Genomic DNA, 25,601 nt, shown 5'->3' on the forward strand with positions numbered 1-25,601 from the left:
TCCTTGAATTCAGTTATCCTCAAAAAAGAGCTGGATTTATATCAAATATATATTTCCCTACTCAGCCGGAGTCATCCGCCGCATCTGATGCCGGAGATTCGGGCAATGATCTGAACTCTGTAATCTCCTCTGCAAATTTTCTGATCATTGCCCTCTGAAGGTTTATATCATCTGAATATTTCTCAATGATCTTAACGATCGCACTTCCGACGATGAAACCGTCAGCACCGGCATTGATTATATCCTCTGCCTGACTCCGGCGGGCTATCCCGAAACCGACAGCCAGCGGCATGGAAATTCCGAGTTCATCTGATATCTGCCTTACCTTTGATATGAGGGAGAATACATCGTGCGACAGTGAATCTCTTGCGCCTGTAACACCCGGAGATGAGACCAGGTACACAAAACCTCTGGTTATTGTGCTGCCTGAATTTCCGGAACTGATATTAATCTCCGCAGATGCCTGGAGTATTCCTGCAATTCTCTCTTCAGAGGTATTTGTGGATATAAGAAATATCTGGGCAAGATCATATCTTTTTGCAGCATCTGTGATAATATCCGACTCTTCTACAGGCATATCCACTATTAAAATGCCGTTCACACCTGACTCCTTTGCAGTCTTATAGAAGAGATCAGTTCCCGTTGTCACGACAGGATTCAGGTATGTCATTATGACAACCGGAACATCTGAATACTCCCTGATTCCTTCTGCAACCCTGAATATATCTCCGGTTTTAAACCCGGCATCAAGTGCCCTTGTATCTGCCCTCTGAATTACCGGGCCGTCACCGACAGGGTCTGAGAACGGAAATCCAAGTTCTATAACGTCCGCACCACCGTCAATGAGTGCTTTTGCTGTTTCAATGCTCTCAGCGGGAGAAGGATCTCCTGCAACTATATATGAAACGAAAGCCGGTTTTTCAAATGCCTTATTGAATGGATTTATATCTGTATCTCTCATTTTCATCTCTCCTTTAAGGCTTCAGTTTTCTCATCTGCCATGATACTGCTGACAGTTGCAACATCTTTGTCCCCCCTTCCGGAGAGGCAGATAACCACAATATCGTCCCTGTCAAAACGGTCTGCATTATTTATCGCATATGCGATGGCATGGGCAGATTCAAGGGCAGGAATTATTCCCTCTTTAACCGAGAGGTACCTGAAAGCGTTAATGACCTCGTCATCGTACGCAATGCCGTATGACACCCTCCCCGAATCGTTGAGCATTGAATGCTCAGGTCCGACACCGGGATAGTCAAGGCCGGCGGATATGCTGTGGGTTGTTCCAATCTGTCCGCATTCGTCCTGAATCAGATACGAGAGTGCACCGTGCAGAACTCCGGGTCTGCCAAACCTTACAGATGCACCGTTGTCACCCGGAGCATCGCCCCGGCCGCCGGCCTCAACGCCTGTAAGCCTGACATCGTTCTTTAAAAACGGATGAAATAGGCCTATTGCATTTGAACCGCCGCCTACGCAGGCGATCGCCTCATCGGGCAGTCTGCCCTCCGCTTTCAGGATCTGCTCCTTTGTCTCCGTCCCTATTACAGACTGAAAGTCCCTGACAATCTCCGGGAATGGGTGAGGACCGACAACCGATCCTATCAGGTAATGGGTATCTGCCGAACTTGCGGCGTACTCTCTCAGTGCTTCGTTTGTTGCATCCTTAAGCGTAGCCGTGCCGCTCTCTACCGGATGAACCTTCGCTCCCATAAGCTCCATCCTGAATACATTGAGCTTCTGCCTTTCGCAGTCTGTGCTGCCCATATACACCTCGACAGGAAGGCCTGTCACAGCACCTGCAATCGCGGTTGCAACCCCGTGCTGTCCGGCACCAGTCTCTGCAATGAGGCGTTTTTTGCCCATATGCTTTGCAAGGATGGCCTGCCCTAGGGTGTTGTTCAGCTTATGGGCACCGCCGTGCATCAGGTCCTCTCTCTTAAGGTAGATTCTGCACCCAAGGTCCTCTGACATATTCCGGCAGAATGTAAGAGGTGTCTCTCTTCCGGCATACTCTTTCAGGTAAAAGTCAAGCTCCCGCCTGAAGCTCTCCTCACCGCATATTGCCTGGTATGACTTTTCAAGTTCATAGAGTGCCTCCATCAGGGTCTCCGGGACAAACCTGCCGCCATAACTTCCGTAATATCCTGCTTTTGCCATATTATGCCTCCCTGCATATTCTGATAAATTCACTCATCTTTTTTCTGTCCTTTATCCCCGGACTTTTTTCAACCCCTGATGAGACATCAACACCATAGGGATTCATCATCCTGACAGCCTCACCGACATTCTCCGGAGAGAGTCCCCCTGCAAGAAATACAGGCTTCTCTGTCCGGTTTATAAATCCGGATGCAAAATTCCGGTCAAAAACCATGCCCTTTCCCATACTTCCGTCAATGATGAAGGCATCACAGTCACCTGATAGTTCTTTCATTCCGGGTTTTACTGCCCGGATTATTCTGACCGGAGGTCTCTTTCTGAATTCAAACGGATGGGTAATCTGCACAGCGTCCGGTCTTTGTGCCATCATCAGCTCAAGTTCGGGATAGGACTTTGTGTTTGTCACAAGAATTTTTTCTGTTGTGGGTTTAAGGGCGGAAAAAATCTCCCTTGCACGTTTCAGGGTGACATTTCTCTGTGACTCTGAACAGACTACGACACCTATAGCATCGGCACCAAGTGATTCTGCGATGACGGCATCTCTGACTGTTGTAATTCCGCATATTTTTATACGCATACAAAACCCTCCACCGCTTCTCTCCTGTTTTTGGCTTTCATAAGTGAGCTTCCTATCAGGAACCCGTTACAGTATCCCTTCATTGCTGCAAGATCTTTGGGAAAGTTATACCCGCTCTCTGAAATTATAACGGCTTCTTCGTATTCATCTCTGATATATGCCGAGAGTTCAGCAGTCTTATTGAGGTTAATTTTCATGTCTGTTAGATCACGGTTGTTGATGCCGATAATTTCTGCACCGCAGGAGATGGCAAGATCTGCCTCTTCTTCTGTTCTGACTTCTATAAGGCTCTCAAGTGAGAGGGCTGATGCAGTCTCCTTAAATTCCGGAAGCTTCCCGCCCAGAATTTTAGCTATGAGAAGCACTGCATCCGCTCCGATAATCTTTGTCTCATACAGCTGTTTTTCATCTACAATGAAATCTTTTCTGAGCAGAGGCACTGTGGAAATCCTGGAAATTTCTGTCAGGTACTCCTTCTTTCCTCCGAAAAATTTCTCATCTGTAAGAACCGAAATTGCAGTACATCCGCCCCTGATGTATTCGTCTGCAATATCCTTTTGATCTGAGGAGGGTGCAATTTCTCCTCCTGATGGTGACCGGAATTTTATCTCGGCTATCACTGCATTTCTATTCTGATTTAGTACTGCACCTGAGAGGCTCTTTACTTTATAATCCGGCATCATGAATTCGTACGGCATATCTATTCCGGCTGCCTCTGCCTCTTTAAGACGGACGATCTCACTTAAAAATCCGTTTATATCTGTATTCATAATAATTCCTCTCCGCCTGTGGCTTTTATGAGTCTGCTCAGCTTTTCAGCCGCATTTCCGGAGTCGATACTCATCTCCGCCATCCCTATTCCGTCATGGATGCTTCCGGCATTCCCGCTTATATATATCGCAGCAGCCGAATTCATCAGTACAATATCCCGGCAGGCACTCCTCCTTCCATTCAGGATATCCCTGATAATTTCTGCATTGCGGCCCGCATCCCCGCCTGAAATATCGGATAGTTCTGCTCTTTGGATTCCGAACTCCTCAGGGGTCAGGTAAAATGTTTCAGTCTCTCCTCTACCCCTAAACATCGAAATCTTTGTCTCTCCTGTTGTTGTTATTTCGTCAAGCCCGCAGCCATGCACAACCATTGCATTCCTGACACCCATAATCCGGAGCACATCTGCAATTGTCTCTGTAAGCTCCGGATCGTATATACCTAAAAGGCGTGCATCTGCCGATGCAGGGTTTGAAACCGGGCCTAATATATTGAAGAAACTCCGGATGCCAATCTCTTCCCTGGCTCTTCCTGCATATCTCATCGCGGGGTGGTGATTCTTTGCATAGAGAAAGCCTATCCCGTTCTCTTCAATGGATAATTTCACCGCATCCGGGGCAGCATCAATATTAACCCCAAGTTCTTCGAGAACGTCTGCTGAACCGCATCTGCTGCTCACACTCCTGTTGCCGTGTTTTACAACCGGAATTCCTGCACCGGCAGTGACTATTGCCGAGGCTGTGCTGATATTGAAGGTATTTAATCCGTCCCCGCCTGTTCCGCATGTGTCAACGAGCATACCGGAAACTTCCGGCCTTACCTGTACTGAAGCCCTCATCATAGCAGATGCAAAGGCTGCAATCTCGCCGGAAGTTGTTCCTTTTGTCATCATTGCGGCTATAAATGCACCAATCTGGGCATCGGTTGTTCTTCCGGAGATGATTGCATCCATGGCGGATTCTGCCTCAGTTACTGTAAGTGTCTCTCTGTTTACGGCTTTAAAGAGTGATTCGGTTATCATTGCCTCACCCCATATCTGAGGAAGTTCTCTATAAGGCGGTCGCCGTCCTCTGTAAGTATACTCTCAGGGTGAAACTGCACCCCTTCTATGGGATAATTCCGGTGGCGGACTCCCATTATGCACCTGTCATCAGCTGAGAGAGCGGTGACTCTGAGGCAGTCGGGAAGTGAAGTCTTCTCAGCAGCAAGTGAGTGGTATCTCGTTGCTGAAAAGCCGTTTTTCATTCCTTCAAATATGCTCTCCCCGTCATGGTTAATTCCGGATACTTTGCCGTGATATGGGGTTGTTCTTAAAACCCTGCCCCCGAATATGGTACATATTGCCTGATGTCCGAGGCATATGCCGAGTGTCGGAACTGTCTTTGAGATATTATTCAGTGCTTTTAGGCAGAGTCCGGATTTCTCCGGGGTTCCGGGTCCCGGTGAGAGGACAATTCTGTCATAATTATCATTTAATATGGTGTCCTCAGGCTCATCGTTTTTCACAACCGTAATTTCGCATCCGGATTTTCCTATCTGCTGGCAGAGATTGTATGTGAAACTGTCATAGCAGTCGATTACCAGGACTTTCATGCTGATTTCACCTCATCTGCAAGGGTTATTGCCTTTGCAACCGCAAGGGCTTTCTTTTCAGCCTCCATATATTCCGCTTTAGGGTCAGAGTCTGCAACAATTCCTGCTCCTGCCTGAAATGTCAGACTGCCCTCTTCAAGAAGGAGCGTCCGGATAGCAATAGCAAAGTCAGTTCTGCCGTTAAATCCGATATGGCCGACAGCACCGCCGTAAAGACCTCTTCTCTCAGATTCAAGTTCATCTATTATCTGCATGGCACGGACTTTTGGTGCACCTGTCAGAGTTCCGGCGGGGAAGACAGATTTAAATGCATCTGCGGCGTTAAGGCCGTTCTTTAGTTCTCCGGATACTGTTGATACGATATGCTGGACATGGGAGAATTTCTCAATCTTCATGAAATCATCGACACTGACTGAGCCGTACCTGCTGATTCTGCCTATATCATTTCTCGCAAGATCGACAAGCATCAGATGTTCTGCACGCTCTTTTTCATCGGACAGGAGTTCATTTTCAAGGATTTTATCCTCTTTTGGGTTTTTTCCCCTTATTCCGGTACCTGCAATAGGAACGGTTGTAACCCGGTTATCCTCAACCTTTACAAGCATCTCAGGACTTGAACCGATTACCTGCCGGTCACCATAATCTATGTAATACATATAAGGGCCGGGGTTTATTCTCCTCAGTGCCGAGTATATTGAGAACGGGTCGCCTTCGTACCGGCAGCTGTTCTTCTTGGATATAACTCCCTGAAAGATATCACCTGCAAAGATGTACTCTTTTGTCTTTCTGACAAGATCTTCAAATTCTTCCTTTGGTATGTTCTCGGAGTAATTAACATCCGGAATTATCTCTTTATCAGGATCTCTTTTCTTATCGCTGCTCTTCCTGTCAGTTATATCACCAGGTTTTATGACTTCGTTATCTGCATGACTGTAAATCCGGTTATAAATTTCCTGAACTCTTAAGCCTGCCTCTTTGGTTGCTGTTTCTGCATCAGTATTCTCTGCTGCAAGTGAAAGACTGAAGATATACAGGTCTTCTGCCGGGTGATCAAAGAGAATGTACTCTGATGTCATTATGAAATCAGCAAGCGGTGAATTCAGGTCGGTTTTATCAGTGCTTACTGTCTCAAATAGTGAATATACGAGATCATATGAGAAATATCCTGTAAGGCCACCCTGGTATCCGGGTATCTCTTCGCCCCGGTAATCAAAGAAATCCATTATCTGATGGATTCCGGCTACGGGTTCCGGCTCTGGGACAGTTATTATCTCAAAATTATCCGGAATACTGCATCTGTTATCTCTGCCTTCGTCTGCCTCTGTGCTGTCAGAACTTTTGGATATAATTCTGCCTGAAAAAAGCGGCATAAGTGCATCTGTATATTTTTTATCTCCGGAAATTACCATTCTGTTGCAGTTTTCTGCTTTTACTCTTAATACCGGATTTAATCCTATCAGTGAGTACTTCGCTTTTTTCTCCTCTCCACAGGCAGATTCGAGCATAAACGGAGCTGAATCCTTAAATGTCCTGAATATCTCTTCAGGGGAATAACAGTTGGCTTTTTTCCCTGTCAATTTCAGGCTGACCGGAATTATCTGAGGTTTTTTAATCTCTTTTCCGTGTTTATCTTTATTTTTAGTTATGCTGGCAGTAACCATTCCACCGGCATCACCTCACGTTTAATTGATGTCATCTCTGTACAATTATGTTCGCCGTTGTACATATTTATATGTTTTGTTGATGGCGGGAATAACCTGTAATGTGATTACTCTGAATATGTGAACGCCGTAGGTGCTGTTGTGTAATGTGAATACTGCTGATGCTATAGAAATGATGGCTGCTCCGGGCGCTGTGTATATATTTACCAAAGATTCAGCCACCATCACTCATATTAAGAGGTTATTTATAATATTGTGGAAAATTTATGTTATGCAGGATTTTAAATCGTGGACTGATGCAGGCCTTGCAGAGAGGCTGAATTCAAAAATTCCGGCAGTGATTCTGGCATCACTGCTTCTGTTATTGTTCATTCCGGGCACTGTCTCGGCATGCACCATCTTTGGTATAACGCCCGGTGCATCTGAGGACGGCTCGGTGTACGCCGGACATACCAACGATGGTGTCGGGAAAGACTGGAGAAATATTGATGATGTAACCTTAACCTACATCCCCCCGGCTGATCATAAACCCGGCGATAAAAGGCCGGTATTCTTCGATCCAAACAGCGGTTCCGATGCTGCCGGAGGAAAGGAAAGTCCGGATAAGATGACCGTTATTGGCTATATTGATCAGGTGCCGCATACCTATGGCTATTACACCAGTTCCTATGGAATGATCAATGAGAAGAATCTCATGAGCGCTGAATGCACCGACTATGCAAAGTTTGAACCGAATGCAGAGGAAGGGAAGAGAATTTTTTATTCGTCAGGACTTTCAAATGTAGCACTTGAACGATGCACAAATGCAAGGGACGCTGTTCTGCTTGTTGGTGAGCTGATTGACAATTACGGCTACTATGGAACGGGTGAGACTCTCATCTTTGCTGATAGTGAGGAGGTATGGGTAATTGAGATGTGCGGAAATCCGGTAGATGAAACAGGCGGACTGTGGGTTGCAAAGAAGGTTCCAAATGGTGAAATCTTTGTTGCAGGAAATGAGTTCCGGATCCGTGAGGTGGAAACAGGCACTTCTGATATGTACTACTCTGAAAATCTCTTTAAGGCTGCAGAAAAAGCCGGCTGGTGGTCACCCGCAGACGGTACTCTTGACTGGCTCTCTACTGTGAGCTATGGTGAATATGCACACCCTTACTACTCTTTAATGAGAGTATGGAGGCTTGAGGACAAACTTGCACCGTCACTGAACCTCAGTCCTTATGTGGAGAATTCATATACGAAGGCGTATCCGTTCTCGGTGAAGCCCGATGAAAAGGTTGACTTTGAGACTGCACTTAATATGTTTCGGGACCACTATGAGGGAACAGAGTTCGATCTAAGGGATGGAAAAGCATCAGGGCCGTTTGAGAACCCCTACCGTTATCTCGGACCGATGGATGCACACACCAACTTCCAGAATGAATCATATCTGGATGTCCGTGCCGGTGCAAACGTAAGACCGATATCGGCAATATTCTGTGCATACAGCTATGTCGCACAGGTACGGTCCGGGCTTCCGGATGAGACCGCCGGAGTGCTCTGGTTCGGTCCGGCAGTTGCGTATGAGACGGTATATGCTCCGTTTTATGCAAACTCTGAATCTGTTTCAGATCGCTATTCAAAGGGAAGCCGCCTGAAGTACAATTATAACACGGCATACTGGACCTTTGATCTGCTCACAAACTGGGCAATGCTGAAGTATGATGCTATGATTGATGACATTCAGACTGAACAGAAGAAGCTTGAAACAGAGTCATATGATCTGCTGATGGATACTGACAAAAAAGCAGGTGAATGCCTCTCTGCCGGAGATGAGGCCGGTGCAAAGGCTCTCATGACAAATTTCACGCTTGGAAGGGGTGATGAGATAATTAATGACTGGAAGGCACTCACCGCAACTCTTATTGTTAAGTATTCAAACGGACTTGTGACAGATCCGGTTACTGAGGAAGTTACTGAGGGTGGTTATCCTGACTGGTGGTATGATGATACAGATTACCAGTATGGTCCAAGGGTCTATCAGCTTGATGAGTTAAGAAATACTCCGGGGTTAAACTATACAGGAAAGATTGTTTCTGTGTCAAAGGATGCCTCATTTGAGGAGATTAAAGAAGTAATTCAGTAATGGTGTCAGGATTGAAAATCATCCTGTCTGCTTAGGAGATCCTGATCTCCGTTTTAACCGGAGATTGACAGTATAATTTATACCCCAGGAAACAAAATTCATTTTTATGCAGGATTTTAAAGGTGCAGGGAAGCTGAAGGCATTAATTCCGGCTGCACTTATGGTGTCATTGCTGATACTAATATTTATTCCGGGAATTGTTTCGGCGTGTACTATCATTGGTATAACTCCGGGTGCATCTGAGGACGGTTCGGTGTATGCCGGACATACTAATGATGGCATCGGAAAAGACTGGAGGAATATTTATGATGTAGTGGTAACCTACATTCCGCCGGCAGATCATAAATCCGGTTCAGAAAGGCCGGTATTCTTTGCACCAAACAGTGGTTCCGATGCTGTTGACGGAGGAAGAAAGGACAATCTGACAAAGATGACAGTGCTTGGATACATCGATGAGGTGCCGCATACCTATGGCTATTACACCAGTTCATATGGTATGATTAATGAGAAGAACCTCATGAGTGCGGAGTGCACTGACCATGTAAAATATGAGCCCGATGCAGAGATCAATAAGAGAATATTTTACTCCTCTGATCTCTCAAATGTAGCACTTGAGCGCTGCACCAATGCAAGGGATGCAGTGCTTCTTGTTGGTGATCTTATTGACAGTTATGGCTATTATGGCACTGGAGAAACTCTTCTCTTTGCCGACAGTAAGGAGGTCTGGGTCATTGAGATGTGCGGAAATCCTGTGGGGGATACAGGTGGACTATGGGTTGCAAAGAAAGTTACAGATGGAGAGATCTTCATAGCCGGAAATGAGTTCAGGATCCGTGAAGTGAAATCGGGAACGCCCGATATGTATTACTCAGAAAACCTCTTTGATGCTACAAAGGAGGCAGGGTGGTGGGATCCTTCAGAGGGCACTTTTGACTGGCTTAAAGCCGTAAGTTACGGAGAATATGCCCATCCGTATTATTCACTTATGAGGGTATGGCGGCTTACAGATAAACTTGCACCATCACTGAACCTGAGTCCCTATGTTGAAAATTCATATACGAAAGCTTATCCATTCTCCTTTAAGCCTGATGAAAAGGTGGACTTTGAAACTGCCCTGAATATATTCAGAGACCACTACGAAGGAACGGAATTTGACCTTACCAAAGGGAAAGCCGCAGGGCCGTTTGGCAACCCCTACCGGTATGTTGGCCCGGTGGATTCCCATAGGGCTTTCCAGAATGAAACATCAATGGAAATACGCCCCGGTGCAAATGTAAGGCCTGTATCTGCAATATTCTGTTCTTTTAGTTATATTGCCCAGATCAGAACCAACCTTCCGGATGAGACTGCCGGAATTCTCTGGTTTGGTCCGGCTGTCCCCTCTGAGACTGTTTATGCACCGATATATGCAAATTCGGGCAATGTTTCACCTTCATACTCAGAAGGCAGTCGTATGAATTATAATTATGATATGGCATACTGGACCTTTGATCTGCTCACTAACTGGGCAATGCTGAAATACAATGCTATGATCGGTGATATACAGGATGAGCAGAGGTCACTTGAGGAAGGTTCGTACAGTATGCTCCGGCAGACAGATGCAAAAGCTGCTGAATTCCTAAACAAAGGAGATTATAATGGTGCAAAAGCAGTTATGACCAATTTCACAGTTCAGAGAGGCGATGAGATCATTAATGAATGGAAGGCACTCACCGGCACTTTGATTGTGAAGTATTCAAACGGACTTGTGACAGATCCGGTAACAGAAGAAGTGACTGAGAGTGGTTATCCTGACTGGTGGTATGATGATACAGATTACCAGTATGGGCCAAGGGTCTATCAGCTTGATGAACTGAGGGAAACTCCGGGGCTCAACTACACGGGAAAGATTGTTTCTGTGCCAAAGGATGCCTCATTTGAGGAGATTAAAGAGGTAATTTAATCTTCCTGTTTTTTTGACAGTAAAAATCTGAATTCATTTTTTTCAGACAAACAAATAAGTTTAAGCTTTCCCGGATGAAATCATTTCAAAGCAGATTGAAATGGATTTGTGATTTATTATGGAAATGGAATTAATATACATACTTGCACTTCTCTTCACCGGAATTATAGTCGGATTTGCCGGCGGGCTATTGGGAGTCGGCGGATGCTTCATTATGATCCCGGTGCAGTACTGGGTGCTTACATCAATGGGCTATGACCCTCAGATCTCAATACTTGTGGCATTCGGGACAAATCTTGCAGTCGTTTTGCCGACTGCACTTTCCGGAGCATACGGACATAACAAAAAAGGTGCTGTTATGTGGAATGCCGCAGTCACAATGGGTATTGCCGGATTTTTTGGTGCAATAATCGGGGGGTATATCGCAACCCTGATTCCGGGCGACTACCTGAAAGTTATCTTTGGTGTTGTAATACTTCTCAGTGCTGTAAGAATGCTCACCGCAAAACCGCCAAAGCTAGATAAAAGTCCGGTGAATGACACTCTTACATTTCTGCTGTGGGGAATTCCAATCGGGCTTTTGTCCGGAATTATCGGCATAGGCGGAGGTGTTGTGCTTATTCCTGTAATGGTGCTTGCCCTTCACTTTAAGATGCACAGTGCTGTCGGGACATCCACAGCTCTCATGGCATTTACCGCACTTGGCGGAACGATTGCATATGTTATAAACGGATTTGGAGTTATTGGGCTTCCGGAATATTCCTTAGGTTATCTAAATCTTCTGCAATGGATTCTGCTTGCAGTTCCCAGTGTTATTATGGCACAGGTGGGTGTCCGGGTTGCACATAAACTGCCTGCAAAGCAGCTTAAATATGTATTTATAGCTGTGATGATCTATATGGGGCTTAAAATGGCCGGAGTCTTCACATTTCTGGGACTTCCGTTATAATGTGAACTACCTCTGGGCTAAAGACCCAGAGGCTTCCTGCTTCATACCCCAAACCATTGTTCGTAAGTCCACAGGCCCTTCCCCTTGTTCCAAGGGTGCAAAGATATTATATTCCAATTAGATTCTGTCTATCTAAAGCAAACTTCTTGATATTTATTGCGGCATTAATATCCCGGTCATGATGTATCCCACAATCCGGACAAATCCAGTCTCTATCAGATAAAGTCAAATCACGGTTGTAATACCCACATTCACTACAGATTTTTGTAGATGGTTCAAATTGTCCAATCCGTAAGATAGTTTTACCTTGTTTTTGTGCTTTATATTCCAATTGAGTAACAAATGAACTCCATGATGCATCAGCAATATGTTGTGCCAATTTATGATTTTTTAGCATCCCTTCAACATTCAAAGTTTCCAGTGCAATTGCCTGGTTCTCGCATACTAATCTAACCTAAGTTTGACACTTGAGCCAAATAAATTTTGATGGTATCACCTATCTCAATCAAAATTTTTCCAAATTATTGTCAGAAGATCCTATTTGACAGTTAAGGATTTTTGTGATCTCAAATCATGAAACTGCCCAATTTAGCCTTAGAATCATAGTGTTTATTCCATCAAAGTTTGAGTAAACGTACTTTTTTGTCTTCCTTTCCCATGAATCAACGGTAACTGTCAAATTCGATAGTGATTTTTTGATGAACTTTGTTGAAGTATGCTTAAGATCTGAAATTTCATGCCTTAGCAGTGAGATGAATAGCTGAGTTATAAATCCAATAATTAAAGCCCCGTAAATGCTCTCATCCGTCCATACTCTTAACGGTTTTATTTCAATATCATTCTTTAAGGAGTGAAATATTTTCTCAATGCTGTCCTTTTTACGGTATGTCCGGAGAGCCTCATTCAGTGTCAAATTCTTACTGGATTTTAGGCAGAAAAAACCTTCTCTACCATTTATGAATTTATCTTCAAGCAGCTTTACAGCCTCATCTTCTGAGAGTTCAATGAGTTTTGTCTGAAGAGAATAATCCACATCCACAAGAAGGTTGTTAATACGGAATTTCTTTGGGAGTTGTTTATCATCATCCAGGCTTTTTTGTATTGCCTTTGCTTCTTCTATTTGCCTCTTAACTTTTCGCGCTCGTGATTTTAGCTGCTTTTTTTGAAGTTCTTTTGAAAATATGAGATAATTGGTGGAGCTTGGTTTTTCTATTTTAATCCCACGAATGCCTGATTCTTCATCAATAATCTCAGGATTTAATTCCTCAAATACTGCGATTAATTTATCATCACTTTTATTCAGCTTCTTTGCAGTCAGATAGTGCATATTATCGGCACGAACCATTGCTGTATTGGTTACACTATTTGCTCCTTTATCAAATATTACAAGAGAATCCTTTTTTAACCTCTTATTCACCTGTAAATACGTTTTTTCAAAATGAGTTTGATCGTTGATATTCCCAGGTTCAACTGTAAGGCCAATTGGAATGTTTATAGGAGAAGATAATTCACTAACACCAACAGTAATCTGTTTTTTATCGGGCCTGTGATCCCGACTATAGCCATGTTTCCCAAGAGGGGCTTTGTCTCCATGAAGGATTATACTTGTCCAGTCCATATTGATATCAGTGTGCTCAAAATTATACAGTTTAAAGATAAAGTCCTGAATGTCGGAAATTATCTCATATCTGTTCATTCCGATTATTGTGAGAACGCGATATAATGTTCTTTCTGTAAATTCATCCAAATGATACAATTCGAGAATTTCACTCTGATTTATCCAGCTATGCCCTCTTTTTATGCTAAAATTATCAGATAACTTATAGCTTATAAGTGCCCTGAGCAATTTGTTGATATCAATCCCTTTCTTTTTATGCTTTCCAAATATTTCTTCAAAATTTAGAAATTCGTACATTCTGTCTACAAATTTAATGGTCCCAATAGGAAAGGATATATTCTGGTTGGGAACAATATCATGGGTTCTTAGTTTTGTTTGCATATGCATTACTCAGCAATAACTAAGAACATCTAAACTTATTTTAATTGCCAAATTTTGGCGTGAATTGACATAATATTCTTTTTTATAGGATTTTTTTAGAATTGGGCAGAGCCTTAACTGTCAAACTTAGGATCTAAAAGAGAGTTTGTGCTGGAAATCGCTTCTTTGATTGTGAATTTTTTCATGAATTTTTGCTACTGCATTTTTTGCTTTATTTCTGTTGTTAGAACCTTTTTGTTTTCTACTCAATCGTTTTTGCAACACTTTCATTCGGAGAAGTGACTGTTTCAAATATCGGGGATTGTCAATCTTTTCCCCATTGGAAAGTATTGCAAAATCTTTGATACCTACATCAACACCCACGGTTGTATTTACATCAAAATATTGTGCAGGAGGTTGTTCCTGTCCATCATCTATCAGAATACTAATGAAAAATTTGCCCGTTGAGGTGACTGACACTGTTGCAGTTTTTCCGGGCTCCTTCATATTTCCTGTGTAATTTTGTTTTAACCCATCCAATTTTAGGTAATTTAATTTTATGAGTATCAAAATTCACAATATAATGTTGTGGAACTGAAAATGACTGCACTGGATTTTTTCGGGATTTGAATTTTGGAAATCCTTTCTTTTCCCGGAAGAAACGAGTAAATGCATTCTCAGGATTTAACAATGCACTCTGTATTGATTGCGAATTAACATCTTTCATCCAATCATGCTCTGATTTCAAATCAGGTAGCATTTTTTGTAATGCAAATCTCGATATTGATTTTCCATCTGTTTCATAAGTTCGGATCTTATTTTCCAGACCCCAATTGTAGATAAACCTACAGGCACCGAAATGCTGAAAGAACATTTTCTCCTGTTCTTTGTTAGGATAGATTCGGTATTTGTAGGCTCTCAACATATATATCTGGTTTGATTTCAACCCCCCATATATTTTTTGGTAAAACTACAATTACGAAATATATATATGAGAACAAAGATGATGTCGCTTACATCCCCTTGGCTAAAGACCAAGGGGATTTACGCTAAATTTTTAAATTCATCTTTTTTTAACTGACTGAATTCCTTTTTTTTACAAAATGATAATTATATGAATATGTTTAACTCTGTCTGACTGAAATCATTTTAGACGTGGCTGAAGTGATGTTGTGGTAATATAATGGAAATGGAATTAATTTACATACTTATACTTCTCTTCACCGGAATTATAGTTGGATTTGCCAGTGGTCTTTTAGGGGTTGGCGGTGGTTTCATCATGGTCCCGGTGCAGTACTGGGTTTTAACATCAATGGGCTATGATCCACAGATCTCAATACTTGTTACATTCGGGACTAATATTGCAGTTGTGCTGCCGACTGCCATATCCGGGGCGTACGGGCATAATAAAAGGGGGACTGTAGTATGGAATGCAGCACTTATTATGGGTATTACAGGATTTTTCAGTGCTATTGCCGGAGGATATGCTGCAACTCTGGTTCCGGGTGAATGGCTCAAAGTGATCTTTGGTGCTGTAATTCTTATCAGTGCTGCAAGAATGCTGACTGCAAGACCGCCCGGAGTGGATAAACCAGTCGTGAACAACACCCTCATGTACATCATCTGCGGAATTCCTATTGGTTTTATCTCCGGAATGATTGGTATAGGCGGAGGTGTTGTGCTTATTCCGGTGATGATTTATGTACTCCATTTTAAAATTCTCAATGCCATCGGGACATCAACTGCACTTATGGTATTTTCAGCATTTGGAGGAACAATTGCATATATTATGAACGGACTTTCTGCTGCCGGGCTTCCTGAATATTCCTTTGGTTATGTAAACCTTCTTCAGTGGGTTCTTCTTGCAGTTCCTGGTATTATTATGGCTCAGTCAGGTGTCCGTGTTGCCCATAAACTGCCGGCAAAGCAGTTAAAGTATGTCTTCATCGCCGTTATGATCTATATGGGGCTGAAGATGTCAGGAGTCTTTACATTTTTTGGGCTTCTTTTATAAAAATGGTTTTTACGCTATTTAAGGCCGGAAAAAAGCAACTTTCTATTTTTGCCTTAATGTCTCTGTTTGTCTCTTAAGTACTGTATTTTATCTTTAACTGCTGATATTTCAGAGTACAGATATGTCAGGGATGTAAATGAAATATTTTTTCTTATTGTAACTTGTTAGTAATGTTACTTCTAATCTGAGCCGGATGAATTATCCGGAAAATAAGGGATTGTAATATGTCAGAGAATAAGCAAAAAACCGGAAAAAAGGGTTCGGGAAATATGGATGAGATTGCCAAAACTATATTTGCACCGATATACCCTGTAATTGCAGAGAATATAATCAGAAGATTTGGAATAAAAACAGGAATATGTATTGATCTCGGAAGCGGCCCTGCGTTGCTATCAATTGCAATTGCTGAAATGAGTGATCTCAGTGTAACCGCTCTTGATTATTCAAATGAAATGCATGAAGCAGCTTCCGGAAATATTGAAGAGGCGGGACTTTCAGACAGGATTACTCTCATGTGTGGCGATGTCCACAATATCCCGCTTGATGACGATTATGCAGATCTGATAATCAGCCGTGGTTCAATGTTCTTCTGGGATGATATACATCAGGCATTTAAGGAGATATACCGCATCTTAAAACCGGGTGGTAAAACCTATATCGGCGGCGGGTTTGGGAACAAAGAGCTTTTTGAGAGTGTTTCTGCCAAAATGATCCGTAAAAATCCCAAATGGAAGGAGTTTAACAGGAAAAATATCTCTGAGGAGAATGTAACTCGCTTTAAAAATATGCTTGAAGATATAGGAGTGCCGGATTATGAAGTCATACTTGGTGATGAGGGGTTCTGGATTATAATTTCAAAATCAGTGCCGGGAGTATTAAAATAAATCCGCAGAAAACATGAAATTAAATCTATATCAGGTGAATTAATCCTGATACGAAAACCAGTTCTGTAACTTTTACCTGGTTGTCAGCAGGATGATTTTATGATATTGCTGAATAAATTGAAACAAAAGCGTTTTCCTGTCAGAAATAATAGATGATGTTTATGAAAGTCGGAATTATACGCTGCCTGATGACTGAGGATATCTGCCCCGGAACAACGGATTTCAAAATTACAAAGGAAGGTAAGGGATCATTTCAGGAAACCGGACCTGTGGATATTGTGGGTTTTGTAACCTGCGGGGGATGTCCGGGCAAGAGGGCAATTCCAAGGGCAAAGATGCTTGTAGAGAGAGGTGCTGAGGCAATTGTATTTGCTTCCTGTATTTCAAAGGGAAATCCGATAGGCTATCCATGCCCGCATTATGCAAATATGAGGGATGCTGTAATCAAAGCAGTAGGGCCTGATATTAAAATTATTGAGTGGACACACTAATGGATTTGTTATAGGGTTTGTTGCAGAATTTATTGACTGAAGATCGTGGCAGAAAGTGAAATTTAATACTATTAGCCTACCAATTTTTTTACAGTTATGGTCTCCGAAGATAAAAAAGCAAAAAATTCCGGTATTCTAAGGCTTAAGGAATCCGGAACCGTGTCACTGAGAGTGAAAACCGTTGCAGGAAAGCTCTCGTCATCCCAGTTAAAAGTGCTTTCAGAAATTGTTGATCAGTATGGTGATGGATATATCTGTTCTACTGCAAGGCTTAATATTGAAATTCCGGGTATAGATAAATCCCTTGCAGATTCTGTAAGGGAAGAACTTTCAGTGGCTGATCTTGATGTGGGGAGTTCTAAATCTGAGGTCAGATCAATTGTTGCCTGCAAAGGCACTGTATGCCGGCATGGATGCTGTGATACATGGGCAATTGCAGAGAAACTCGAAGAGGAGCAGGGCGGCAGGAAGCTGCCAAGAAAACTGAAAATTGCCATTGCAGGATGCCCTAACAACTGTTCAAAGGTTCAGTTTAATGACATCGGTTTTATGGGACATTTATACCCCTTCTTTGATGAAGATGCCTGCACACTCTGCGGTGCATGTGAAAAAGCCTGCAAAGAGAATGCATTAAAGATTGAGGATGAGAAACTTAATTTCAATCCGGAATTGTGTGTCGGCTGTGGAGACTGCATTAAAAAATGCAGCAGTGATGCGGTAAAGATCAGTGAAAGCGGACTTACACTTTACCTTGGCGGAAGGGCAGGCAGGGAGATCTATATTGGTGAAGAGGCAGAAGGTCTTATTCCTGAAGATAAAATTCCGGAGATTACTGACTGTATAATCACTTACTTTGAAAATAATGCAGATATAGGTGAGAGGTTTGGCAGTATGATGGCACGCATTGGCAAAGGGAAAGTTTTTAATGATCTTGGTCTGCACTCCGGTGAGACCGGATAAATTAAATTTTTTTGATCTATAGATACTGTTGGACAACTACTTTTCCATGGACGATGAGGCAATTAAATTGGCCATTTGAATAATTTACTGCCTCAACATCACCCTGATATACTTGGAAATTGTCCAATTGTCGGTTGATTTTTATTCGTGCAGCAGCCTTTATAATTGCTCATATTTACTTTATGTGTATTTGGCACAGCCTGATTTATCAGTTGTATTAGTGCATAAAACTGGCTATGGTCATTCTGATCAGCAGAATATACAAGTAATACCTGGTAATGATCAGTCTATTGCTGAATTGTCAGAGGGTTTTGTGAGTTCTCCGTCTGTGCCAATGAACCATAAAAGTCTTTAACTTCAGAGAGTAAGTTTATCCAGGAAGATTTTGATTCTTCTATGTTTGAATTACAGTTTGGGCACTTATACTTTCCAATTCTAAGACTGCCCAAATTTTTCCTCGAATAGCTATTATGACCATTATGAACCATCTGATGGCCACATTTTTCACATTTTGGTGGATTTATTCTTCGAATTACAGAATTATGATCAAATACGTAATCATTGGAAAGATCTCCGAATATTTTAAAGATGGACCCAACATAATTGTCATCATATAACTTCTCTTGAATTTGTACCATGTTGCTCTAAAATAGTATTGGTTGTACAAATATGAATATATTTCATTTTTAGGTTCAAAATAGCTGTACTTATCCTATCACTGATTTTTCAGACTGTGCCTGCAAACCATAATCATTATTACCTGTAAGACATTATATTAACTGAGCATCGCATATCAGAACAATTAATTATTTTGTATGGCATGAACTACACTAAATAGAGGGGATGCAGATGAAAGGGGAAGATTCCACAATATCGATACTTTATGTTGATGACGAACCAATGCTCCTTGACGTTGGAAAGCTTTACATTGAAAAATCCGGCAATTTTAATGTAACAACGGCTGAGGATGCCAAAGAAGGGTTAAATCTTTTAAATGATCAGAATTTTGACTGTATAATCTCAGATTTTCAGATGCCCGGAATGGACGGGATTGAATTTTTAAAACAATTCCGGCAGAGTGACAGCATTACTCCTTTCATCATCTTCACCGGAAGAGGCCGTGAGGAGGTTGTCATTAATGCAATCAACAACGGCGCTGATTTCTATGTCCAGAAAGGCGGGGACCCTAAATCACAGTTTACTGACCTTCTGCACAAAGTAAAGCGTTCTGTCTCAGCCAGAAGTTATGAGAAAGAGCTGGCAAAGTCAGAGAGGAAATATAGGGACCTTGTAGAATATTCTCCAAATTTTATATACAGTTATGACTCTCAAAATCGTTTCAGAACGGCAAACCGCAGCCTTTGTGAATTTTTAGGTATGAGTGAAGGGGATATTATCAGCAAAAGATATGAGGAACTTGGTTTCCCAAAAGATACCTACGAATACCTCTATAAACTTCATGACAAAGTTTACCGGACAAAAGATGCTGTCAGGGCCGAATCTTCAATAACCATGCCGGACGGAAAGACATATCACTACAATGTGGTATTTGTCCCGGTATTTGATGAAATGGGTTCTGTTGTTGGAATCAGGGGCAATAGTGCAGATATTACTGATAAAGTCAATGCAGAAAGAGAGCTTACTGAGAAGAACAATACTCTCTTAAAGCTTAATGAAGATCTTGCGGCAGCTGAGGAGGAAATGCGGCAGCAGATGGATGAGATATCCAGGGGGCAGCATACTCTGATGGAGACTAATCAGTACATGGAGAACCTCTTCAACAACTCTGCGTCTCTTGTCATAGTCTGGGATAGTGATCTTAAGATCACCAAAGCTAATGAGGCCGTTACAAATCTCACCGGAATTTCAGAAGGTGAGGTGACCGGGCTATCTCTTGAAGAGATAATTACTCCTGAGAAGCAAAGTGAACTTAAGGAAAAATTAAGCGGCCTTACATCCGGGGAGTATATTAAAGGTTTTAATGTCCGGGTAAAATCTGCTTCCGGAGAAATAAGAACAATTCAGCTTGATGTCGCAGAGATCTTTGATTATTCCGGAAAGAAGATTGCCACAGTTGCCCAGGGTCAGGATATAACGGATATTCTGGATTATCAGGAACTGCTCTTAAAGAAGAATGGGGAACTCAATCTTGCATATGAGGAGATTGCAGCCGCTGAAGAAGAACTCCGGCAGCAGATGGATGAGATAGTCTCTGCCCAGAAAATTATCCGTAAATCAGAGCAGAGAATGTCTGATTTCATCAATCTTCTTCCGGATCAGACCTTTGCAATTGATAAAAAAGGTGAGGTTTTCGTATGGAATGCTGCAATGTCAGAGGCATATAGTAAGTCTGCTGAAGAGATGACCGGAAAATCAGGTTATGAATACTCCCGCTTTATTTATGGGTATGACCACCCTACCCTTGCTGATATTATTCTGAACTATGATGAAGATGCAATTAAACAGAATTACAGGTCATGCACATATGAAAACGGGAAGCTGGAAGGTTATGCCACTTTTAAAGATGTGAATGGTGAGGAGAAGACACTCTGGGGCATTGCAGCACTTCTCTACAATGAAGATGGAGAGGTAGAAGGGGCAATTGAGACTTTCAGGGATATAACTGTCATTGAGAAAAACAGGAACGAGCTTGAGCTCCGGAATGAGGATCTTGCAGCTGCTGAAGAGGAGATCAGGCAGCAGATGGGTGAGATTGCCAAATCAGAGCATGCACTTGCCGAAACTAATCAGTATATGGATAATCTCTTCAATAATTCAGCATCCCTTGTGATTATATTTGGCGCTGATTTCCGGATTACAAAGGCAAACGGAGCTGTTGTAAACCTCACCGGAATTGAGGAGAGTGAACTTAAGAAGCTCTGTTTTGATGATCTTATATCTCCTGAGAAGAAGAGGGAACTTTTCTTAAAGATGGATGAAACTGAGAGAGGTAAGCATATAACCGGTTTTGAAATCCCGCTGAAATCCCCATCCGGAGAAATGAGGACAATCTCATGGGATTTTGCACAGATCTTTGATAATTCCGGAAGGCATATCTCAACGAGTGCCCAGGGTCAGGATATAACAAATGTTCTGGAATATCAGGAACGGCTCTTAAATAAGAATGAGGAGCTTAATCTGGCAAATGAGGAGATCGCTGCATCTGAGGAAGAACTCCGGCAGCAGATGGATGAGATTGCCATTGCCCAGAGGATTATTCTGAAATCAGAACGAAGAATGTCCGCTCTCGTAAACCTTCTTCCTGATCCCACTTTTGCCATTGATAAAGATGGGGATATTATCCTCTGGAATGCTTCAATGGCAACGATATATGAACATTCTGCTGAAGAGATGCTGGGTAAAAATAACCGTTCACTGTCAGAATTTGTATATGGTTATGATCGTCCAACGCTTGCTGACATTATACTGAATTATGATGAAGCTCTGGTGAAGAAGTATTATAAGACATATTCATACAATGGCGGGAAACTGGAAGTTTATGTCACTTTTAAGGATGTGAATGGTGAAGAAAAAACACTCTGGTGCATTGCTTCATTATTATACAATCAGGACGGTGGAGTTGAAGGTGCAGTTGAGACCTTCAGGGATATAACTGCAATTGAGAAGAACACGGCTGAGCTTGAGGGCCGGAATGAAGACCTTGCGGCTGCTGAGGAGGAGATCAGGCAGCAGATGGATGAGATTGTTACTGCACATGAACTGCTCTTAACATCTGAAAATCTCTACAGGGCAATATTTGAAAATACCGGCACTGCTACTATGATAATCGGGGAAAACAATGAAATTTCTCTTGTTAACAGTGAATTTGAGAAGCTGAGCGGATATACGGCGGCTGAACTTAACAGTAAGGAATGGATGGATTTTGTCCATCCTGCTGATCAGGCTAAAGTCTTTGAAAGGTACGCAAAAAGAAGGGAGTCAGGAGATTCAGATCTGCCAAAGCATTATGAATTTAAGTTTGTTGACCGGAAAGGTGATATCCACAATATATGCCTCACTGCCGGATATTCTGATAAGACAAAGCAGATTGTTGTATCGCTCAATGACATCTCTGCGATAAACCGTGTGAACCGTGCCCTTTGTGAGAGTGAGGAGAAGTTCAGGCTGATCTTTGAAAACTCGCCGCTTGGCAAATTCCATTTCAGTGCAGATGGCAAAATTACGGCATACAACGATATATTTGCAGATATTATCTCTATTCCTGCCGGATCAATGGAAGATGTGGATGTGTCTGTAATTGCCAACAGGTGTATAAATTCTGCTATAGATGAAATTATAAATGGTAATGCTGAGAGGTCTGATCAGGAGTGTGTGATTAAGGCCGGTGATAAAAAGACCTATGTGAGGGTTATAATTGCTCCGCTTAAAGGCAGTAAGGGCAGGATTAAAGGTGGTATAGGGATAATTGAGGATATAACCGAGAAGAGAAAGGCCGAGGAAGAGCAGAGGAGATTTAAGGTAATATTTGACAAGGCAAATTACGGCTCGGTTATCGCCGATCTAAATGGGAATATTGTATATAATAATAAATATTTTGCTGATGTCCACGGTTATTCTCCGGAGGAATTAACAGGTAATAACCTTAAAAATCTTCACCATGATGGAGGAGATCTTTCACTGCCGGAATTTATGGGTACGATAATTGAAGAGGGTGAATTCGGTGCTGAGGAACTCTGGCACAGGAATAGGGCAGAGGAGAGATTCCCGATGCTTGTAAATGGTATCCTTCTCAGAGATGATGATGATATTCCGGAGTACATTGCTGCTACTGCAATTGATATATCTGATCGAAAAAGGCAGGAGGAGAGTCTCTCAGTTGTCAATAAGAAGTTAAAGATTCTCTCCGGCATTACCCGTCATGATATTCTAAATCAGATCTCGGCTCTCAGCAGTTATATTGAGCTTACGAAGGAGACTGGAGATGGTTTGCCTCTGCCGGAATATCTGGGACGTATGGAGAGTGCTGCCTCAACTGTAAGACAGCAGATCGAATTTACACGCGAATATGAGGAACTGGGTGTAAATGAACCTCTCTGGATAGATGTTTCTGAGATGACTGAAAAACCATGCAGTTTAAACACCAGTGGTATTGAGATTATCAATGAGTGCAGCGGGCTGATGATATATGCTGATCAGATGCTTGAGAAGGTCTTTTACAATCTTTTAGATAATACAATACGCTATGGGGTTGGTGCAGATAAAATCAGGGTGCACTATAAGCCGGCTGACGGCGGTGTTGTAATATTATGGGAGGACAATGGTCATGGTATTGCGGAAGGTAAAAAGGAGAGGATTTTTGACAGGAAGTTTGGAGATAATACGGGATATGGACTTTTCCTGAGCAGGGAAATTCTCTCAATTACCGGCATAACTATTAAGGAGACCGGAGAACCCGGCAGGGGAGCCAGATTTGAGATCTCTGTTCCTTCCGGGAATTTCAGGATTGAACAGATCACAGGGATGTAGGAATATCTACCGTCCGGGCGCTGTGAAAAATATCCGGCTTTGTATAATATTTGTGTGGTATTATTTATCTCATAAACCAGGATGTTGTTTTATTCCGTCAGGATGTCCTGATAATATTTTCAATTACTCTGAAATAACTTTCTGCACGGTTTAAGGCGTTTATTACTTCTGTATCAGAAATTACTCCTGCCTGATCATAAACGAGGGAATGTCTTTTTCTTCTCATTCTGTCCAGTTGCAGGGACCATTTTTTTTCAATGTGAATCTCTGCATATTTTACTACAGCTACATGCTGATTTGAACCGGAGGGTCTGAATCCATTATGGAACATAAGTGCCCGTGTTGCCTGAAGCATTGAATTATATGCTATATTATATGCCCAGTCAGGATCAATCTCCAGAAGTGAGAGTGCCGTTCTGAGATCGCGTTCTGAAAGTTTTATTGCATCTTCAACTTTCCTGGGATCATACTTTAACTCTTTTATTATGCCCTTTTTCAGCAATTCATAATTATCCGTAATCATACCTTCAGTTCAATTATTTTTCCGGATTTTATCTCTGAGATAAAGGGGTCCCCTGAGTTCTCTCTGGATTTATATTCTTTTTCTGTCATCAGGATATAATTAATTTCACGCCCTGTTTTTTCTTCAAGCACTGAAATGGTCTCAATTAATAAATCTTCATTCACATCACCAATTACCATTAGATCAATATCACTGTCGGGCCCAAAATTCCCCTGTGCATATGATCCAAATATAAATGTCCGGTTTATTCCTTTTAATTCTGTTAAATCTTCAGAGATCATGCTGCCTGCTCCGGCGGTTTTCATGAATACTGATTTTAACTCATTGTACAGTGGAAATGATTTATTAACGGAATAATACTTCTGTTTTCCTCTCCACAAACTCTTTAATAAACCAATACCTTCGAGATTATTTAATTCTCTTCTGACTGAATTGACATTGTCGCCGGTTTCTCTTGCAATTTCCCGGAGATATTTATCTATGTCCGGATTAAGAAGAAACAGGCTTAGAATATCCACTCTTGTTCCTGAGGAAAACAGGTTTATAAGCATAGTTAGTAATGGTATTGTGTATTAAAAAAGTATTCTATTGTATAAAATATTTATACTGTTGTGTGAGTATTGTAAACATCAGGTGTTGTGCTTAGACATCCCCCAATGATTACAGTCGCAGGCTTTCCGCCTGCTTTTTTCGTAAACAATTTTTGTGATGATTTCTCCGGGCATTTATGCTCAGGTTATCTCTGCCGGAATTTTATCTCTTTTATTGCCGGATTGTTCTGTATCACTCATAAAACTCTGCAAATACAAGGACGGGCACACCATCAATTCTGTCAAAGATCACCGGATAAAACCTAAGCCGCCATGACTGCTCCAAAAGTTCCGGTGATGAGAGATTTAAGTCTTCTATAAGCATTATCTCCGGGGATTTACAGAGGAAATTTCTGTGGCATTCCCTGCCCTCCTGCCTGAAGGAAGGAACAGACACTGATATTGCATCCAGGCCAAAGAATCTCAGTTCCGGGCAGATTTCCCTGAGGTAATCCGGTACATCCGGATGGATCCACGGATGCACTGTGGCATAGGTGTCGGGGTCAGCGTCCCTGATGTCACCAGAACCTGTTCTGATAAAGAGTGCTTCAGTATCTTTTATCTCATGGATATAGGGTTTTATATCCTCCGGAATTACAGGTCTGTCACCTGTTTTAGGGATGTCGATACAGACCGCCCCTTCTATTATATTTTCCGGCTTTAAAGTTTCAGATACTGTCAGCGCCCTGCCGCAGAAATGATTTGGTGCGTCAATATGTGTCCCGGAATGTCCGTTGAAGGTGATGAGGGTTGTATTGGAACTGTCTCCCTTTTCAATGGATTTTGCAGGCTCAAGTTTCATTGTGTTGGTTCCGGGATAAAGAGGTGTGTGCCGGTTTAAGGCATATGATAATCTGATCAGCATTCCTGAATATGCAGTGATTTTAAAAAATAAAAAG

Annotated in this window: 20 protein-coding genes and 1 pseudogene; 8 read left to right on the forward strand and 13 right to left on the reverse strand. The window is 42.1% G+C overall.

Annotated elements, in window-relative coordinates:
- Nucleotides 1-61: 61 nt before the first annotated feature.
- The 7 genes from trpA to L6E24_RS00180 are packed head-to-tail and all read right to left on the reverse strand — an operon-like array spanning nucleotide 62 to nucleotide 6,762.
- Nucleotides 62-961 carry a tryptophan synthase subunit alpha gene (trpA, locus tag L6E24_RS00150; protein ID WP_257742720.1) on the reverse strand — a complete coding sequence of 300 codons (900 nt, stop codon included), beginning with the start codon at nucleotides 959-961 and terminating at the stop codon, nucleotides 62-64.
- A gap of 2 nt (nucleotides 962-963) precedes the next feature.
- The gene (trpB, locus tag L6E24_RS00155; RefSeq protein WP_257742721.1) at nucleotides 964-2,160 is read right to left on the reverse strand and encodes a tryptophan synthase subunit beta; all 1,197 of its coding nucleotides are present in this window, start codon (nucleotides 2,158-2,160) and stop codon (nucleotides 964-966) included.
- A 1-nt stretch (nucleotide 2,161) separates the two neighbouring features.
- Entirely contained in the window at nucleotides 2,162-2,737 is a 576-nt protein-coding gene (locus L6E24_RS00160) for a phosphoribosylanthranilate isomerase (RefSeq protein WP_257742722.1), read from the reverse strand.
- Entirely contained in the window at nucleotides 2,728-3,507 is a 780-nt protein-coding gene (locus L6E24_RS00165) for an indole-3-glycerol phosphate synthase TrpC (protein ID WP_257742723.1), read from the reverse strand. Before L6E24_RS00165 ends, L6E24_RS00160 begins: the two co-directional genes overlap by 10 nt.
- Nucleotides 3,504-4,529, reverse strand: coding sequence for an anthranilate phosphoribosyltransferase (gene trpD, locus L6E24_RS00170; RefSeq protein WP_257742725.1), 1,026 nt, complete (start codon nucleotides 4,527-4,529; stop codon nucleotides 3,504-3,506). The genes L6E24_RS00165 and trpD overlap by 4 nt, the downstream gene beginning before the upstream one ends.
- Nucleotides 4,526-5,101, reverse strand: a complete 576-nt coding sequence (locus tag L6E24_RS00175; RefSeq protein ID WP_257742726.1) for an anthranilate synthase component II — start codon at nucleotides 5,099-5,101, stop codon at nucleotides 4,526-4,528. Before L6E24_RS00175 ends, trpD begins: the two co-directional genes overlap by 4 nt.
- Nucleotides 5,098-6,762 carry an anthranilate synthase component I family protein gene (locus L6E24_RS00180; RefSeq protein ID WP_257742727.1) on the reverse strand — a complete coding sequence of 555 codons (1,665 nt, stop codon included), beginning with the start codon at nucleotides 6,760-6,762 and terminating at the stop codon, nucleotides 5,098-5,100. Before L6E24_RS00180 ends, L6E24_RS00175 begins: the two co-directional genes overlap by 4 nt.
- A gap of 271 nt (nucleotides 6,763-7,033) precedes the next feature.
- On the opposite strand from L6E24_RS00180, the gene L6E24_RS00185 reads away from it, so the two are divergent.
- The 3 genes from L6E24_RS00185 to L6E24_RS00195 all read left to right on the forward strand — a co-directional run bounded on the left by L6E24_RS00185 (nucleotide 7,034) and on the right by L6E24_RS00195 (nucleotide 11,775).
- Nucleotides 7,034-8,884, forward strand: coding sequence for a dipeptidase (locus tag L6E24_RS00185; protein WP_257742728.1), 1,851 nt, complete (start codon nucleotides 7,034-7,036; stop codon nucleotides 8,882-8,884).
- A 106-nt stretch (nucleotides 8,885-8,990) separates the two neighbouring features.
- Nucleotides 8,991-10,826, forward strand: a complete 1,836-nt coding sequence (locus L6E24_RS00190) for a dipeptidase (RefSeq protein WP_257742729.1) — start codon at nucleotides 8,991-8,993, stop codon at nucleotides 10,824-10,826.
- Between the two features lie 118 nt (nucleotides 10,827-10,944).
- Nucleotides 10,945-11,775, forward strand: a complete 831-nt coding sequence (locus tag L6E24_RS00195; RefSeq protein WP_257742730.1) for a sulfite exporter TauE/SafE family protein — start codon at nucleotides 10,945-10,947, stop codon at nucleotides 11,773-11,775.
- A gap of 106 nt (nucleotides 11,776-11,881) precedes the next feature.
- On the opposite strand, the gene L6E24_RS00200 is transcribed toward L6E24_RS00195, so the two are convergent.
- The 3 genes and pseudogenes from L6E24_RS00200 to L6E24_RS14720 form a co-directional block, all read right to left on the reverse strand.
- Nucleotides 11,882-12,187: an RNA-guided endonuclease TnpB family protein gene (locus L6E24_RS00200; protein ID WP_257742731.1), complete on the reverse strand. Its 306-nt coding sequence runs from the start codon at nucleotides 12,185-12,187 to the stop codon at nucleotides 11,882-11,884.
- Between the two features lie 159 nt (nucleotides 12,188-12,346).
- Complete coding sequence (locus tag L6E24_RS00205; RefSeq protein ID WP_373021101.1) at nucleotides 12,347-13,774, reverse strand: IS1634 family transposase; 1,428 nt, start codon at nucleotides 13,772-13,774, stop codon at nucleotides 12,347-12,349.
- A 126-nt stretch (nucleotides 13,775-13,900) separates the two neighbouring features.
- Nucleotides 13,901-14,678 (reverse strand): annotated as a pseudogene (locus L6E24_RS14720) (RNA-guided endonuclease TnpB family protein).
- Between the two features lie 258 nt (nucleotides 14,679-14,936).
- Here L6E24_RS14720 and L6E24_RS00220 point away from each other — a divergent pair.
- From L6E24_RS00220 to L6E24_RS00240, 5 genes are all read left to right on the forward strand, one after another.
- On the forward strand, nucleotides 14,937-15,767 hold the full coding sequence (locus L6E24_RS00220; protein WP_257742733.1) for a sulfite exporter TauE/SafE family protein: 831 nt from the start codon (nucleotides 14,937-14,939) through the stop codon (nucleotides 15,765-15,767).
- Nucleotides 15,768-15,991: 224 nt separating this feature from the next.
- Nucleotides 15,992-16,651, forward strand: coding sequence for a class I SAM-dependent methyltransferase (locus L6E24_RS00225; protein ID WP_257742734.1), 660 nt, complete (start codon nucleotides 15,992-15,994; stop codon nucleotides 16,649-16,651).
- Nucleotides 16,652-16,812: 161 nt separating this feature from the next.
- On the forward strand, nucleotides 16,813-17,142 hold the full coding sequence (locus L6E24_RS00230; protein WP_257742735.1) for a CGGC domain-containing protein: 330 nt from the start codon (nucleotides 16,813-16,815) through the stop codon (nucleotides 17,140-17,142).
- A 96-nt stretch (nucleotides 17,143-17,238) separates the two neighbouring features.
- Complete coding sequence (locus L6E24_RS00235) at nucleotides 17,239-18,102, forward strand: ferredoxin-like domain-containing protein (RefSeq protein WP_257742736.1); 864 nt, start codon at nucleotides 17,239-17,241, stop codon at nucleotides 18,100-18,102.
- 849 nt (nucleotides 18,103-18,951) lie between these two features.
- Nucleotides 18,952-23,589, forward strand: coding sequence for a hybrid sensor histidine kinase/response regulator (locus tag L6E24_RS00240; RefSeq protein WP_257742737.1), 4,638 nt, complete (start codon nucleotides 18,952-18,954; stop codon nucleotides 23,587-23,589).
- A 97-nt stretch (nucleotides 23,590-23,686) separates the two neighbouring features.
- On the opposite strand, the gene L6E24_RS00245 is transcribed toward L6E24_RS00240, so the two are convergent.
- From L6E24_RS00245 to L6E24_RS00255, 3 genes are all read right to left on the reverse strand, one after another.
- Nucleotides 23,687-24,112 (reverse strand): HEPN domain-containing protein, encoded by a 426-nt coding sequence (locus tag L6E24_RS00245; protein WP_257742738.1) that lies wholly within the window; start codon nucleotides 24,110-24,112, stop codon nucleotides 23,687-23,689.
- On the reverse strand, nucleotides 24,109-24,630 hold the full coding sequence (locus tag L6E24_RS00250) for a nucleotidyltransferase domain-containing protein (protein ID WP_257742739.1): 522 nt from the start codon (nucleotides 24,628-24,630) through the stop codon (nucleotides 24,109-24,111). Before L6E24_RS00250 ends, L6E24_RS00245 begins: the two co-directional genes overlap by 4 nt.
- Before the next feature lie 265 nt (nucleotides 24,631-24,895).
- Nucleotides 24,896-25,504: a cyclase family protein gene (locus L6E24_RS00255; protein WP_257742740.1), complete on the reverse strand. Its 609-nt coding sequence runs from the start codon at nucleotides 25,502-25,504 to the stop codon at nucleotides 24,896-24,898.
- Nucleotides 25,505-25,601: the final 97 nt, after the last annotated feature.

It is taken from the genome of Methanoplanus endosymbiosus (assembly GCF_024662215.1).
Taxonomy (GTDB): Archaea; Halobacteriota; Methanomicrobia; order Methanomicrobiales; family Methanomicrobiaceae; genus Methanoplanus; species Methanoplanus endosymbiosus.